Origin of the sequence: Streptomyces sp. NPDC060064 (assembly GCF_042736455.1) — a bacterium.
Taxonomy (GTDB): domain Bacteria; phylum Actinomycetota; class Actinomycetes; order Streptomycetales; family Streptomycetaceae; genus Streptomyces.
Window position 1 is genome coordinate 38,654 of the sequence record NZ_JBHWWF010000011.1, and the last position, 13,620, is coordinate 52,273.

The 13,620-nt window shown below is 68.6% G+C and carries 9 protein-coding genes and 1 riboswitch; of the genes, 5 read left to right on the plus strand and 4 right to left on the minus strand.

Features of this window, described 5'->3' with window-relative positions; all coding sequences use genetic code 11:
• Positions 1-8: 8 nt before the first annotated feature.
• Positions 9-153: riboswitch (TPP riboswitch) on the plus strand.
• Positions 146-1,912, plus strand: a complete 1,767-nt coding sequence (thiC, locus tag ACFWDI_RS15250) for a phosphomethylpyrimidine synthase ThiC (protein WP_385304165.1) — start codon at positions 146-148, stop codon at positions 1,910-1,912. (Overlaps the previous riboswitch by 8 nt.)
• A gap of 27 nt (positions 1,913-1,939) precedes the next feature.
• Here the strand turns inward: thiC and ACFWDI_RS15255 are convergent, their stop codons facing one another.
• From ACFWDI_RS15255 to ACFWDI_RS15265, 3 genes are all read right to left on the minus strand, one after another.
• Complete coding sequence (locus tag ACFWDI_RS15255) at positions 1,940-2,764, minus strand: hypothetical protein (RefSeq protein WP_385304167.1); 825 nt, start codon at positions 2,762-2,764, stop codon at positions 1,940-1,942.
• 148 nt (positions 2,765-2,912) lie between these two features.
• Positions 2,913-4,169 (minus strand): metallophosphoesterase, encoded by a 1,257-nt coding sequence (locus ACFWDI_RS15260; RefSeq protein ID WP_385304169.1) that lies wholly within the window; start codon positions 4,167-4,169, stop codon positions 2,913-2,915.
• Positions 4,170-4,344: 175 nt separating this feature from the next.
• Complete coding sequence (locus ACFWDI_RS15265) at positions 4,345-5,457, minus strand: LacI family DNA-binding transcriptional regulator (protein WP_362684169.1); 1,113 nt, start codon at positions 5,455-5,457, stop codon at positions 4,345-4,347.
• Positions 5,458-5,814: 357 nt separating this feature from the next.
• On the opposite strand from ACFWDI_RS15265, the gene hisC reads away from it, so the two are divergent.
• A complete protein-coding gene (hisC, locus tag ACFWDI_RS15270) occupies positions 5,815-6,894 on the plus strand; it encodes a histidinol-phosphate transaminase (RefSeq protein ID WP_385304171.1) in 1,080 nt (359 codons plus the stop codon).
• Here hisC and ACFWDI_RS15275 read toward each other — a convergent pair.
• Positions 6,891-7,265, minus strand: a complete 375-nt coding sequence (locus ACFWDI_RS15275) for a cyclophilin-like fold protein (RefSeq protein WP_385304173.1) — start codon at positions 7,263-7,265, stop codon at positions 6,891-6,893. The genes hisC and ACFWDI_RS15275 overlap by 4 nt on opposite strands.
• Before the next feature lie 188 nt (positions 7,266-7,453).
• Between ACFWDI_RS15275 and ACFWDI_RS15280 the strand changes: the two genes are divergently transcribed.
• Genes ACFWDI_RS15280 through cydD form a run of 3 tightly spaced genes read left to right on the plus strand, consistent with a single transcriptional unit; the run spans position 7,454 to position 13,565 of the window.
• Complete coding sequence (locus ACFWDI_RS15280) at positions 7,454-8,962, plus strand: cytochrome ubiquinol oxidase subunit I (RefSeq protein WP_385304175.1); 1,509 nt, start codon at positions 7,454-7,456, stop codon at positions 8,960-8,962.
• 22 nt (positions 8,963-8,984) lie between these two features.
• The gene (gene cydB, locus ACFWDI_RS15285) at positions 8,985-9,986 is read left to right on the plus strand and encodes a cytochrome d ubiquinol oxidase subunit II (protein ID WP_385304177.1); all 1,002 of its coding nucleotides are present in this window, start codon (positions 8,985-8,987) and stop codon (positions 9,984-9,986) included.
• A gap of 15 nt (positions 9,987-10,001) precedes the next feature.
• Complete coding sequence (gene cydD, locus ACFWDI_RS15290) at positions 10,002-13,565, plus strand: thiol reductant ABC exporter subunit CydD (protein ID WP_385304179.1); 3,564 nt, start codon at positions 10,002-10,004, stop codon at positions 13,563-13,565.
• Positions 13,566-13,620 lie beyond the last annotated feature (55 nt).

Here is a 13,620-nt window from a genome sequence, read left to right on the forward strand (position 1 = left end):
GGTGGCACCTTTGCACACGCGGGAGCTCGGAGCACCGGGCTGAGAGGGCGCTGACCTTCGTACGAGTCGTGACGAACCGTACGGAAGCCGCTGCGTCGACCGCCGAACCTGTTACCGGGTAATGCCGGCGTAGGGAGTAGGTCTCATGACCGTTCAGGATGCACGCACGCCTGCCGCCGACCAGGCGGAGCGCAAGCCCGGCTGGCACAAGGGGTACGTCGAGGGTTCGCGCCCCGACCTCCGGGTGCCGGTCCGGCAAGTGCACCTCACCAATGGCAAGGACGTGACGCTGTACGACACGTCCGGCCCGTACACCGATCCCACCGTCGAGACCGACGTCCGCCGCGGCCTGCCGCCGCTGCGGGAGAACTGGATCATCGGCCGCGGCGACACCGAGGAGTATGCGGGCCGCCCGGTCCGCCCCGAGGACGACGGGATCAAGCACACCTCGCCGCGCGGGGGACTGCGCAACCTCGACGCCGTCTTCCCCGGCCGCCCGCGCCAGCCCCGCCGGGGCCGCGACGGCCAGGCGGTGACACAGCTCGCGTACGCCCGCCGCGGTGAGATCACCCCGGAGATGGAGTACGTCGCGATCCGCGAGAACGTCTCCGCCGAGGTCGTCCGTGAAGAGATCGCGGCGGGCCGGGCCGTCCTGCCCGCCAACGTCAACCACCCCGAGATCGAGCCGATGATCATCGGCAAGCGATTCCTGGTGAAGGTCAACGCCAACATCGGCAACTCCGCGGTCACCTCCTCCATCGAGGAGGAGGTGGACAAGATGACCTGGGCCACCAAGTGGGGCGCGGACACGGTCATGGACCTCTCCACCGGCCGCAACATCCACACCACCCGCGAGTGGGTGCTGCGCAACTCCCCGGTCCCGATCGGCACCGTGCCGCTCTACCAGGCGCTCGAGAAGGTCGACGGCAAGGCCGAGGAGCTGACCTGGGAGGTCTACAAGGACACGGTCATCGAGCAGGCCGAGCAGGGCGTCGACTACATGACCGTCCACGCGGGCGTGCTGCTGCGGTATGTGCCGCTCACCGCCCGCCGCAAGACCGGCATCGTTTCCCGCGGTGGTTCGATCATGGCGGCCTGGTGTCTGGCGCACCACAAGGAATCGTTCCTGTACGAGAACTTCGAGGAGCTCTGCGAGATCCTCGCCTCCTACGACGTGACGTACTCCCTCGGCGACGGACTGCGCCCCGGCTCGATCGCGGACGCCAATGACGAGGCGCAGTTCGCGGAGCTGCGTACGCTCGGCGAGCTCAACACCATCGCCAAGCGCCACAACGTGCAGACGATGATCGAGGGCCCGGGCCATGTCCCGATGCACAAGATCAAGGAGAACATCGACCTTCAGCAGGAGATCTGCGAGGAGGCCCCCTTCTACACGCTCGGCCCGCTGACGACGGACGTCGCGCCCGCGTACGACCACATCACCTCCGGTATCGGCGCCGCGATGATCGCCTGGTGGGGAACGGCGATGCTCTGCTACGTCACGCCCAAGGAGCACTTGGGCCTGCCGGACCGCGACGATGTGAAGACCGGTGTCATCACCTACAAGATCGCGGCGCATGCGGCGGACCTCGCGAAGGGCCACCCGGGAGCGCAGGAGTGGGACGACGCACTCTCCGACGCGCGCTTCGAGTTCCGGTGGGAGGACCAGTTCAATCTGGCCCTCGACCCGGACACGGCACGGGCGTTCCACGACGAGACGCTGCCGGCCGAGCCGGCGAAGACCGCGCACTTCTGCTCGATGTGCGGTCCGAAGTTCTGCTCGATGAAGATCTCCCAGGACATCCGGCGGCAGCACGGCAACTCGCAGGAGGAGATCGAGGCGGGCATGGACGAGAAGTCCAAGGAGTTCGCCGCGGCCGGCAACCGGGTCTATCTGCCGATCGCCGAGTGAACTCCCGGCCACGGGCGCCGGCCGGGGTCACTCCGGCTGGTGCTCGGGGCCGCCGAAGTCCGGACTGGTGAAGTCCGGACTGGTGAAGGTGGGTCTCTGGCCCGTCGTCGAGCCCTCGCTCGGGCTGGAGTAGTCCGGGCCGCTGTAGCCGACCTTCGGAATACGGCTCACATGGCGCGGCGGGTCCGCGGACGACGGGTCGGCGCTGGGATCGGCCAGCGCTGCCCGCAGAAACGGCAGCAGGCCGCGTTCCAGCACCGCATGACGCCAGGCCTCCCTGGCACGGGCCACCTCGTCCGGCTCGCCCGCCGACTCTTCGGCCGGGACCTGGGTCGCGCCGTTGCGCAGAGCGGTGAGCAGCAGCGCGACCGCGGCGACCAGGATTCCGGCCGCCGTGACCGCGCCGAAGAACCACCCGGCGGTGAGCAGGCTGTCCGCGAAGGACGGCGTGGGGCTGAGCATCTTCAGGATGTAGCCGACCAGCAGAAAGATCGCCGCAGCCGTTCCCGCGAGCACCGGCGCCAGTACGGCGATGACGGCGGCGAATCCGGCGCCGCTCTCGTCTGCCTCGCCCGCGGCCGGGGCCAGCACGGAATTGTGCACGGACGCGGCCGCCGTGGGCGCGCGCAGATCCTCGCGGACCTTCACATAGTGCTCGTACTCGGCTGCGGCCGCTGTGGTGATGAGCGCTGTCGCGTTCAGGGCCATCGTGCGGAGTTGCTCGGCGTTCAGGCGCTGCCCCACGGCAGCGAGATCCGGACGGTCATGGGCGTTGCGCAGCGCGTCGTCGAGGATTCGCTCGTACTCGGCACGATCCTCGGTCAGCAGGTGCGGAGCGCTGTTCATGTGCATCCCCCGATGCTCCGTAGGGCCGGATTGCCCGCATTGACCGGGCGGTTGGGCAGAAACGGAGGAGAGCCTGCTACGGATAAGCCGATGGTAGAGCGGTTACGGCACGGGGTGACAGGGGGTTTCCGTAAATCCCCTGTCGAGGGTTGGCTCAGTCATGCAGCGGGAGTTCGACCACAAGCAGCTTTCCGGCCATGGTCACCCCGCCGTCCATGGCGATCGCGAGCCCGTCGGCGTACACATGCGGGCCTTCGACAACCGGACGCGCGCCGTCCTCACCGTCCTCGGTGCCCACCTCGCCGAGCAGATACGGAATGGGGCTGTGGCCGTGCACAACGCGTCGGCCGCCGTAGACGGAGAGCAGTTCGCGTACGGCCTGCGGGCCGCCGTCGTCGCGGAAGGCGAAGCGCTTGGTGAACTTGCGGAACAGGTCCCAGCACTCGTCGGCGTCATTGCGGGTCAGGGTCTCGCGGACGGTGTCGTTGACCGCTTCGATCGAGTCGCCGTACTCGAGATAGGCCGTGGTGTCGGAGTGCATCAGCAGATGCTCGTCCTCCAGCTCGATGGCGTCGAGGCGCGCCATCCACTGCAGATGGACGTCCTGCAGACGGTCCATATCGGTCTTCTGGCCGCCGTTGAGCAGCCAGGCGGCCTGGAAAGTGGCGGTGCCGGCCCCGGAGTTGACGGGGGTGTCGCCGAATCGCTTGGCCCCGAGCAGCAGCAGTTCGTGGTTGCCCATCAGGGCCTTGCAGTAGCCGCCGGCGGCCGCGGCCTCGGCGGAGAGCCGCATCACGAGGTCGATGACGCCGATGCCGTCGGGGCCCCGGTCGGTGAAGTCGCCGAGGAACCAGAGCCGGGCGTTGCCCGCGGCCCACTGGCCGTCCGCGTCGATGAGGCCCTGTTCGGTGAGGGCCGCGTGGAGTTCGTCGAGATATCCGTGGACGTCGCCGACGACGTAGAGCGGGCCGAGCCCGTCGGCCGCGGGCGTCTCGGACGGGTTGATCTGCACCTGGACGGTGTCGCCGGGGCCGCTGCGGCTGATCACCGGGAGGTCGCGCGCGGTGGGGGTGTAGCCGTCCGGAGTCTCGCTCTCCGGGACGGCGTTGCCGGGATGGCCGGACTCCGTGGACTGCTGCACTTGAGACCGCTGTGGCTGAGGCTGTGGTTGCGGTGCCTGCGGCTGCGGTGCGTGCTGCTGTGGCGCCTCGGACTGTGGTTCCTGCGGCTGCGGCACCGCGGACTGCGGTGCGTGCTGCTGCGGCGCCGCGGATGGCACTTCCTGCTGCTGCTGCGGTGCAGCGGACTGTGGTTCCTGTGACTGCACGGGAACCTGCGCATACGGCGGTACACGGAAATCGCGCAACGTCGCCGTCCGCACCACGGGTCCTTGACCGGCCCCCTGAGTCATCGACCCCTCCACCACCGTCGCGCCGCCGTTCACCTCTCGGCCCAGCCTGGTCGGGGTGGTCCGCGGTGTCGTGCGCCCATCATAGGAATGAGCTCCGCGCTGTGTGACGCACCAGGGGTGGTGAATCCGTTTCACACCCCTGGTGCGCCGACTGTTTCGTACCGATTAGGAAGGTCTAGTCCGGAGAAGGGGATCGCGGGGCGCTCACAGTCGTTCGCTGAGGGCGGCGCTGTGATGACGTCCGTACGATCAGTTCGGTCGGTATTACCTGCCCGACCGGCCGGTCCTCGTCGACTCCTTCGATGGCGTCGATGAGGAGCTGGACGACCGCCGTGCCGATCCGGCGCGGTTTGAGCGAGAGCGTGGTGATGGGCGGTTCGGTGGTGGCGTACACGGTCGACTCGCTGCAGCAGACGAGCAGCAGATCGTCGGGGACGCGCAGGCCGTACCGCCGGGCGGCGGCGAGGAGATCGGTGCCGTTGGGGTCGAAGAGCCCGTAGACGGCGTCGGGCCGGTCGGGGCGGGCGAGCAGCCGGTCGGCAGCGACGGCTCCGGCGCACGGGTCGTGGGCCGGATAGGACTCGTAGACCGGGTCCTGGCGGACGCGCTCGCACCAGCTGAGGTACGCGGTGGTGGACAGTCGTGTGTAGGTGTCGGTGGTGGTGCCGGTGAGCAGGCCGATACGGCGGGCGCCGGCGGCGGCGAGATGGTCGAGCAGATCGAGTACGGCGGCTTCGTGGTCGTTGTCGACCCAGGCGGTGACCGGGAGCGTGCCGGCCGGACGTCCGTCGGAGACGACGGGAAGGCCCTGGCGGACAAGTTCGGTGACGACCGGGTCGTGGTCGGACGGATCGATGACGACGGTGCCGTCGAGGGCGACGTTCGACCAGACGTCATGGCGTGAGGTGGCGGGCAGGATGACGAGGGCGTAGCCGCGGGCGAGCGCGGCGGAGGTCGCGGCTCTCGCCATTTCGGCGAAGTACGCGAACTCGGTGAAGGTGAAAGGTTCATCCCCGTACGTCGTCACCGTCAGGCCGATAAGGCCCGACTTTCCGGTACGGAGCGTGCGGGCCGCGGCGGACGGGCGATAGCCCAGCCGGTCGGCGACCTCGCGGACATGTCGGCGGGTGGCGTCCGGGAGCCGGCCCTTGCCGTTGAGTGCGTCGGAGACTGTCGTGATGGAGACACCGGCGGCGGCGGCCACATCTCGGATGCCCGCCCGACTCTGCCGGCTGCCCCGGCGTGATGTCTCCGTCCGGCTCACCTGGTGCTTCCCTGCTGCTGTCATGGCGAGCCGATAGTAGGGCTCGCGCAGGCGGTTGAGCCGGTCGCATATTCACTCGTTGACAGGCACGTTTCTGCATGGCTGTTCATCATCAATCACCTTGGAAATCAAGGCAGTTGGGTGGTGCGCCCACGGCGTCTCGCGCGTCCAGCCACAGGGGCCTGTCGAATGGTTGATGTTTCGAAGAGGTCTCAACTCACCACTACGGGGGATGCGCGCCACGGAGTGAGCTACCGGCGCGCGCGATATGAGAGGAGCGCCCCCCTTTTTCCTGGGCCCCCATTCGCAGCGGACGCGAATCCTCATAAGGTGAGCAGTATTGGAGTACTGCTGTGTACAGATGGTCGAGGAGGACCCGCGGTGAGCGAGACGAGCCCCAAGCTGCGCGCCGAGCTGGACGGCATCCCCACGTACAAGCCCGGCAAGCCGGCTGCTTCGGGCGGCGCGGTCGCGTACAAGCTGTCGTCCAATGAGAACCCGTATCCGCCGTTGACCGGTGTGGTGGAGAGCGCGATCGCCGCTGCCCACAGCTTCAACCGTTATCCGGACATGGCCTGCACAGGCCTGATGAACGAGCTCGCGGACCGTTTCGGGGTGCCCGTGACGCATCTGGCCACCGGCACCGGCTCGGTCGGCGTCGCCCAGTCGTTGCTGCAGTCCACCTCGGGCCCCGGCGACGAGGTCATCTTTGCCTGGCGGTCCTTCGAGGCGTACCCGATCATCACGCAGATCAGCGGGGCCAAGCCGGTGCAGGTGCCGCTGACCGCGGGCGATGTGCATGATCTGGACGCGATGGCCGATGCGATCACCGACCGAACCCGGCTGATCTTCGTCTGCAACCCCAACAACCCGACCGGCACGGTGGTGCGCCGGGCCGAGCTGGAGCGCTTCCTCGACCGGGTGCCATCCGACGTCCTGGTGGTGCTGGACGAGGCGTACATCGAGTTCGTCCGCGATGTCGACGTCCCGAACGGCATCGAGATCTACCGCGACCGCCCCAATGTGGCGGTGCTGCGTACGTTCTCCAAGGCGTACGGACTTGCCGGGCTGCGGGTCGGCTTTGCGATCGCCCATGAGCCGGTGGCCGCAGCGCTGCGCAAGACCGCGGTCCCCTTCGGTGTCTCGCAGCTCGCGCAGGACGCGGCGGTAGCCTCGCTGCGCGCCGAGGACGAACTGCTCGGCCGGGTCGGCTCGCTGGTCTCCGAGCGCGTACGGGTGCACGAGAGCCTGGTCAAGCAGGGCTGGACGGTGCCGGAGACCCAGGCGAACTTCGTCTGGCTGCGGCTCGGCGAGCGTACGCTCGACTTCGCGGCGGCGTGCGAGAAGGCCGGTGTCATGGTCAGGCCCTTCGCGGGTGAGGGCGTGCGGGTCACCATTGGTGAGACCGAGGCCAACGACCTCTTCCTGCACGTCACCGAGGCGTTCCGCAAGGAGTTCTAGGCCTCGACCCTCTCCACGCGGATCGGGTCGCCGGCGCGGACCGTCGCCAGCAGGCGGGGATCGCCGTCGATCCGGCCGAGGACATTGCACGGGCCTGCGAGCCGACATTCGTCGCCGCGTGAGATCGGTGTGGGGCCGTAGGGCAGCGCGAGTGCGTCGCCCTCGGTCCAGAAAGCGACCGTGCCCGGTTCCACCACCTGCCGGGCGGCTGCCTCCAGGGCGGGGGAGATGGTCGTGTCGAAGTAGACCTCTTCGCCCCAGGTGTGGGCGGTGGAGGCGAGTGGCAGAGCCCCCATGAGCGCCGTGCTCGTGGGGGTTTCTTCGATGGTCGCGGTCAGGTGCCCGGCGGGCCAGGAGATCCGTATCTGCATTCGCCGGATTCAACAAGATGTTGAAGGGCTTGGGAAGAGGTACCCCCGGTCGAAGGTGCGAATCTCGTATGAGCCATAATGCTTGTGAATGTGAACGCGTTCACAAGCGCGCCTCGTTTCTCCCGTCCTCGGCGGGATTAAAGGGGCAGACTGCCGCAGTGACCACGGCGATGTAAGGAGAAGACGACGTGGACCTAGCTCTGGCGCCGGAGACCTTGGCGCGATGGCAGTTCGGCATCACCACCGTCTACCACTTCCTGTTCGTCCCTCTGACGATCTCACTCGCCGCGCTCACCGCCGGCCTGCAGACCGCCTGGGTGCGCACCGAGAAGGAGAAGTACCTCAGGGCCACCAAGTTCTGGGGCAAGCTCTTCCTGATCAACATCGCCATGGGTGTGGTCACCGGCCTCGTCCAGGAGTTCCAGTTCGGCATGAACTGGTCCGACTACTCGCGCTTCGTCGGTGACGTCTTCGGTGCCCCGCTCGCCTTCGAGGCGCTGTTCGCGTTCTTCTTCGAGTCCACCTTCATCGGGCTGTGGATCTTCGGCTGGGACAAGCTGCCGAAGAAGATCCATCTGGCCTGCATCTGGATGGTCTCGATCGGCACCGTCCTCTCGGCGTACTTCATCCTGGCGGCCAACTCCTGGATGCAGCACCCGGTCGGCTACCGGATCAACAAGGAGCGGGGCCGGGCAGAGCTCACCGACTTCTGGCACGTACTCACACAGAACACCGCGCTCACCCAGTTCTTCCACACCATTACGGCCGCCTTCCTCGTCGGCGGCGCCTTCATGGTCGGCATCGCTGCCTTCCACCTGGCGCGCAAGAAGCACATTCCGGTGATGCGCACCTCGCTGCGGCTCGGGCTGGTCACCGTCGTCATCGCCGGACTGCTCACCGCTGTCAGCGGTGACCTGCTCGGCAAGGTCATGTTCAAGCAGCAGCCGATGAAGATGGCCGCAGCCGAAGCGCTGTGGGACGGCGAGGCGCCCGCGCCCTTCTCGGTGTTCGCGTACGGCGACGTCGAAAAGGGCCACAACACGGTCGCGATAGAGATCCCGGGACTGCTGTCCTTCCTGGCCAACGACGACTTCTCCTCGTATGTCCCCGGCATCAACGACGTCAACAAGTCCGAGCAGGAGAAGTTCGGCCCCGGCGACTACCGGCCCAATATCCCCGTCGCCTACTGGGGCTTCCGCTGGATGATCGGCTTCGGGATGACGTCCTTCGCCATCGGCCTGCTCGGGCTCTGGCTCACCCGCAAGAAGTTCATGCTGCCGCCGGGCCTGCGGACGGGCGCGGACGAAGTGCCGCAGCTGGTGCTCTTCAAGAACAAGGCGCTGAATCCCAGGCTGACCAAGTGGTACTGGATCGTCGCGCTCTGGACGATGCTCTTCCCGCTGATCGCCAACTCCTGGGGCTGGATCTTCACCGAGATGGGGCGTCAGCCCTGGGTCGTGTACGGCGTGCTCCGTACCCGCGACGCCGTCTCCCCCAGTGCCTCGCAGGGTGAGGTGCTCACCTCGATGATCGTCTTCACCCTGCTCTACGCGGTGCTCGCCGTCATCGAGGTCAAGCTGCTTCTGAAGTACGTCAAGGCCGGACCGCCCGAGCTCACCGAGGCCGACCTCAACCCGCCCACCAAGATCGGCGGCGACGACCGTGACGCCGACCGCCCGATGGCCTTCTCGTACTGAGGCCCTGAGGAGCTGCTGAGGCATGGAACTTCACGACGTCTGGTTTGTACTCATCGCCTTCCTCTGGATCGGCTACTTCTTCCTCGATGGCTTCGACTTCGGGGTCGGCGTCCTGACCAAGCTGCTGGCCCGGGACCGGACCGAGCGGCGGGTCCTGATCAACACCATCGGGCCCGTCTGGGACGGCAACGAGGTCTGGCTGGTGACGGCAGGCGGTGCGACCTTCGCCGCCTTCCCCGAGTGGTACGCCACCCTCTTCTCCGGCTTCTATCTGCCGCTGCTGCTGATCCTGTTCTGCCTGATCGTGCGGGGAGTCGCCTTCGAGTACCGGCACAAGCGGGACGAGGAGAGGTGGCAGACCAACTGGGAGCACGCGATCTTCTGGACCTCGCTGCTGCCGGCCCTGCTGTGGGGCGTCGCGTTCGGCAACATCGTGCGCGGCGTGAAGATCGACGGGCAGAAGGAGTACGTCGGCAACCTCTTCGATCTGCTCAACCCGTACGCGATCCTGGGCGGGCTGGTGACGCTGACACTGTTCACCTTCCATGGTGCGGTGTTCGCCGCGCTGAAGACGGTGGGGGACATCAGGGCCCGGGCCCGGGGGCTGGCGCTGAAGCTGGGGCTGCTCACGGCCCTGCTGGTGCTCGGCTTCCTGTTCTGGACCCAGGTCTCGCGCGGTGACGGCAAGAGCCTGATCGCGATGATCGTCGCGGTGGTGGCGCTGGTCGGAGCGGTCGGGACCATCAAGGCGGGACGCGAAGGCTGGTCGTTCGCGCTGTCGGGCGTGACGATCGCTGCCGCGGTCGCGATGCTGTTCCTGACGCTCTTCCCGAACGTCATGCCGTCCTCGCTCAACGAGGAGTGGAACCTTACGGTCACCAACGCCTCGTCGAGTCCGTACACGCTGAAGATCATGACCTGGTGCGCGGGCATCGCCGCGCCGCTGGTGATGCTCTACCAGGGCTGGACGTACTGGGTATTCCGCAAGCGGATCGGCACGCAGCACATCGCCGATGTTCATTAGTGGGGGATGTTTCACGTGAAACCGATCGACCCGCGTCTGCTCCGGTACGCTCGGGCCACCCGCCTCTTCTTGACCGCGGTGGTGCTCCTCGGCCTTGCCGGGGCAGCGCTGGTCGTTGCCCAGGCGATGCTCATCGCCGACGTGGTGGTGGGCGCGTTTGAGCGGGGGCTCTCCACCTCCGCTCTGGGGACGCCGCTGGCACTCCTGGCGGCGGTCGCGGTCGGACGGGCTGTTGTCTCCTGGCTGACCGAACTGGCCGCGCACCGGGCGAGTGCGGCGGTCAAGTCGGAGCTGCGGGGGCGGCTGCTGGAGCGGGCCGCTCACCTGGGGCCCGAGTGGCTGAGTGGGCAGCGGACCGGTTCGCTGGTCGCGCTCGCCACCCGCGGTGTCGACGCTCTGGACGACTACTTCTCTCGCTATCTGCCGCAGTTGGGGCTCGCCGTCGTGGTGCCCGCGGCGGTGCTGGCGCGGATCGTGACCGAGGACTGGGTCTCGGCGGCGGTCATTGTGCTCACCCTGCCGCTGATTCCGCTGTTCATGGTTCTCATCGGCTGGGCCACCCAGGCCCGGATGGACCGCCAGTGGCGACTGCTGTCCCGGCTGTCGGGGCACTTCCTGGACGTGGTCGCCGGTCTGCCGACCCTGAAGGTCTTCGGGCGGGCGAAGGCCCAGGCCGAGTCGATCCGATCGATCACCTCGGAGTACCGGAAGGCGACGCTGCGGACGCTGCGGATCGCGTTTCTCTCGTCGTTCGCGCTGGAGCTGCTGTCGACTCTCTCGGTGGCGCTGGTGGCCGTCGGTATCGGTATGCGGCTGGTGCACGGGGACCTGGATCTGTACACGGGCCTGGTGATTCTGATCCTCGCGCCCGAGGCGTATCTGCCGATCCGGCAGGTGGGCGCGCAGTACCACGCAGCGGCGGAGGGGCTTTCGGCCGCGGAGGAGATTTTCCAGGTCCTGGAGACCGAGCCGCGGGCGGGCGGTACGAGCGAGGTGCCGGGCACACTCCGGTTGGAGCTCGACGGAGTGACCGTCCGTCACGCAGGGCGTGGCGAGGCGTCGTTGGATGCGGCCTCACTGGTGGTGGAGCCCGGTGACACGGTCGCGCTGGTCGGACCGAGCGGGGTCGGGAAGTCGACGCTGCTGGATGTGCTGCTCGGCTTCGTGGAGCCGGCCGAGGGGCGGGTGCGCGTCGGCGGTACCGATCTGGCGACGCTCGACCTGGACCGGTGGCGCGAGCAGATCGCTTGGGTGCCGCAGCGGCCGTATCTCTTCGCGGGGACGATCGCGGAGAACGTACGGCTGGCGCGACCGGACGCCGATGACGCCGCGGTGCGGGAAGCGCTGCGGAACGCCGGTGCGTACGACTTTGTGGCCGGGCTCCCCCAGGGTGTGGACAGCCTGCTCGGCGAGGACGGCACCGGGCTCTCGGCCGGCCAGCGGCAACGGCTCGCGCTGGCCCGGGCGTTCCTCGCGGACCGGCCGCTGCTGCTGCTCGACGAGCCGACGGCCGCGCTGGACGGCGAGACGGAAGCGGGCATCGTCGATGCGGTGCGACGGCTGGCTCAGGGGCGGACGGTGCTGCTGGTTGTCCACCGGCCGGCACTGCTGGCGGTGGCGGACCGGGTGGTCACGCTCTCCCGCCGCGCATCGCTGATTCCAGGGCCCGCGAGGTCGGGAGTTACGGCGTACGGAGGTACTCAGCCATCGAGTTCGGCGGACACTCCGGCGGCAGCGCGCACGGAGAGGGACAGAGAGCAGCCCGCCGAGGCCGTTGACACCGCAGGGCCGACGCAGTCGGCGCGCACACGGTCGCCGCTGGCACGAGTACGAAGCGCTGCCGGGGAACTGCGGGGCCGGTTCGGGCTCGCGCTGCTGCTGGGCAGCCTTGCTCTGGGTTCCGCCGTAGGGCTTATGGCCGTTTCCGGTTGGCTCATTTCGCGCGCGTCCGAGCATCCGCCGGTGCTCTATCTGATGGTGGCTGTGACGGCGACCCGCGCTTTCGGCATCGGGCGGGCCGTCTTCCGGTACGCCGAGCGTCTGGTGTCGCACGACGCCGTGCTGCGGATGCTCGCCGAGATGCGGGTCGCGGTCTATCGCAGGCTGGAGCGGATCGCGCCCGCCGGGCTGCGGCAGTCCCGGCGCGGGGATCTGCTGTCGCGGCTCGTCGCCGATGTGGACGCCCTGCAGGACTACTGGCTGCGCTGGCTGCTGCCTGCAGGAGTGGCCGTCGTCGTCGGCGCGGGGGCCGTCGGCTTCACGGCGTGGCTGCTGCCCGAGGCCGGGGCCGTGCTCGCCGTCGGTCTGCTCCTCGCAGGTGTTGTCGTACCGCTGATCAGTGGCGCTTTCGCACGGCGGGCCGAACGTCAACTCGCGCCCGCACGCGGGGTGCTGGCCACCCGTGTCGTCGAACTGCTCGGCGGTACAGCCGAACTGACCGTCGCCGGAGCCCTGAAGGGACGGGTGGAGAGGACGCGGGAAGCCGACCGGCAGCTGACGCGCATCGCCTCCCGGGGCGCCGTCGCCACCGCACTCGGCGGCGGCCTCTCCGCGCTGGCCTGCGGGCTGACCGTGGTGTGCGCCGCCTTCGCCGGAGTGCAGGCAGTGCGTGACGGGCGGCTGGACGGGGTGTCCCTGGCGGTGGTGGTGCTCACTCCCCTCGCCGCTTTCGAGGCGGTCACCGGGCTTCCGGCGGCTGTTCAGTACCGGCAGCGGGTCAGGCGGAGCGCCGAGCGGGTGTTCGAGGTGCTGGACGCGCCCGTCCCCGTACACGAGCCGGACCGGGCGGCGGCTCCGCCCGCGACGGCATTCCCGCTCCAGGTGCGAGGACTCGGCGCCCGGTACGCCGGACAGGAGCGGGACGCGCTCCGCGGATTCGATCTGACGCTCACCGCGGGGAGGCGCATCGCCGTCGTCGGCACCTCGGGTTCGGGAAAGACCACCCTCGCGCAGGTGCTGCTCCGCTTCCTGGACGTGAGGGAAGGGACGTACACGATCGGCGGCGTGGACGCGGCCGCGCTCGACGGGGACGCGGTCCGGCGGTTCGTCGGGCTGTGCGCGCAGGACGCCCACCTCTTCGACAGTTCCGTACGGGAGAACCTCCGGCTCGCGCGTACGGAGGCGACGGAGGACGAGCTTCGGCAGGCGCTCGCCAAGGCGAGGCTGCTGGAGTGGGTCGACGTGCTGCCCGACGGTCTCGACACTCTCGTCGGCGAGCACGGGGCGCAGCTGTCGGGCGGTCAGCGGCAGCGGCTGGCGCTGGCCCGCGCGCTCCTCGCCGACTTCCCCGTACTCGTACTCGACGAGCCGGCCGAGCACCTCGACCTGGCGACGGCCGATGCGCTGACGGCGGATCTGCTGGTGGCGACGGAAGGCCGGACGACAGTGCTGATCACGCACCGGCTGCAAGGGCTCGACGCCGTCGACGAGATCGTCGTCCTGGAGGCAGGCCGGACCGTGCAGCGCGGCTCGTACGCAGAACTCGCCACTGCCGAGGGGCCGCTGCGCCGGATGCTGGAGCGCGAGAGGGCCGCGGACCTGCTCGGTACCCGGCTCTCGACAGCCGAGTACCCGGTTTAGTACCCGGCTCTCGTCGCCGCACAGGACCTGCTCCTCTGAAGGGTGTGACAGCGCC